Annotated in this window: 1 protein-coding gene; it reads left to right on the forward strand. The window is 59.5% G+C overall.

Going from position 1 to position 1,761, the window contains the following annotated elements:
- Window positions 1-297 precede the first annotated feature (297 nt).
- Complete coding sequence (gene iscB / locus INT22_RS02410) at window positions 298-1,686, forward strand: RNA-guided endonuclease IscB (RefSeq protein WP_193067593.1); 1,389 nt, start codon at window positions 298-300, stop codon at window positions 1,684-1,686.
- The last annotated feature ends 75 nt before the right edge of the window (window positions 1,687-1,761 follow it).

Consider the following 1,761-nt stretch of genomic DNA (forward strand, 5'->3'; position numbering starts at 1 on the left):
GTCAATTACCTCCGGCTGAAGCCGGAGGCTTGTAAAAGCAAGCCCGGTTGACCAGGGAAAGCGGTAGCCAACCCGCTACGTTGATAACAGGTCGCCAAGACTCACCGCCAAATGCTTCCTCAGTTTGGCGCTCTGAAAGGTCAGGATCATGCTGGCGCAGGGTAAAACGCCGAAGGTCTTGATCGCTGCCGATAGCCATATCGTTGGCAGGAGCCGGTTATCAACCTTCCCGAGGGGAGACGGGGCGAAAGCCCTGCGACACCAGGCCCGTAAGGGCATTGATTAGGAGGAAATCGCATGGCGGTTTTCGTACGGGATAAACACAAGCGGCCACTGATGCCGTGCAGCGAAAAGCGCGCCCGGTTGCTGTTGGCGCGTGGTCGTGCCGTGGTACATAAGCGCTATCCGTTCACGATCCGGCTGAAAGATCGGGTGGGTGGTGACACGCAACCGCTTCGCCTGGGCATCGACCCTGGCAGCAAAACGACCGGGCTGGCGTTGATGCGTGAAACGGACAGCACCGAATCAGACGGCCCGCAACGGCATGTATTGTGCTTATTTGACCTGGTGCATCGTGGCTATCAGATCAAGAAGTCACTGGAGCAGCGCCGTGGCTTTCGGCGGCGTCGCCGGTCAAAGAATCTGCGTTATCGCGCCCCGCGCTTCAACAATCGCACCAAGCCCAAAGGCTGGCTGGCCCCCAGCCTGCAACATCGAGTGGATACGGTCATGGCCTGGGTAGAACGACTCAGCAAGCTAGCCCCCGTCACGGCCATCAGCCAGGAGTTGGTGCGCTTTGATACCCAGAAGCTCGACAACCCGGAGATTAGCGGGGTCGAGTACCAGCAAGGTACTTTGCTGGGCTACGAGGTACGCGAGTACCTGCTGGCAAAATGGGGCCGTGAGTGTGCCTATTGTGGCACCGGCGACACACCGCTGGAGATTGAGCATGTGGTGCCGCGTTCACGCGGTGGTTCCAACCGGGTCAGCAACTTGACCCTTAGCTGCCACCCCTGCAATCAGGCTAAGGGTTCGCTGCCGTTGGCGGACTTTTTCTCCCGTGACAAGGGGCTGAGAAAACGCCTCAAGGCTAACGGCTTATCAGCGGACGCACGGCTGGAGCGGGTACAACGCCAGCTCAAGCAACCGCTGCGCGATGCCAGTGCGGTTAATGCCACGCGCTGGGCACTGTTTAATGCGCTTAAAACGACGGGACTGCCGGTGGCAGTCGCCAGCGGTGGTCGCACTAAATACAACCGTCAGCGACTCGGCATTCCTAAGACTCACGCCCTGGATGCGGCTTGTGTGGGCGCTTTCGGCAGGTTGCACGACTGGACAGCCCCGACGCTAACGATCAAATGCACCGGGCGCGGCAACTACCAGCGCACCCGCTTGACGAAATATGGTTTTCCGCGTGGCTATCTGATGCGCCAGAAGCAGGTGCGGGGCTTTCAAACCGGCGACATAGTGAAAGCCGTGGTGCCTAGCGGCAAAAAGGCCGGTACCTATACGGGCCGCGTCGCGGTGCGCAAAACCGGCAGTTTCAATATCCAGACCGACCAGGGTGCCGTGCAGGGCATTTCGCACAAACACTGCACCGTGATACAACGCGGTGATGGCTACGGCTATCACCTCACCCCGACTATTCACCAACTAAAAGGAGGAGCGGGACAGGCGGTGGCGTAACCGAGTCGCTCTGCGAGCGACGCGCTATCCCTCCCGGCACTAGAAGTACCGGGTATCCCGCGCAAAATCTGATGA

Source organism: Halomonas sp. 3D7M (assembly GCF_014897885.1).
In the GTDB taxonomy this organism is placed as follows: domain Bacteria; phylum Pseudomonadota; class Gammaproteobacteria; order Pseudomonadales; family Halomonadaceae; genus Vreelandella.

Bases quoted from the DNA above. Each gene is read 5' to 3' on its own strand.
- iscB (WP_193067593.1), top strand. From the start codon at position 298: ATGGCGGTTTTCGTACGGGATAAACACAAGCGGCCACTGATGCCGTGC.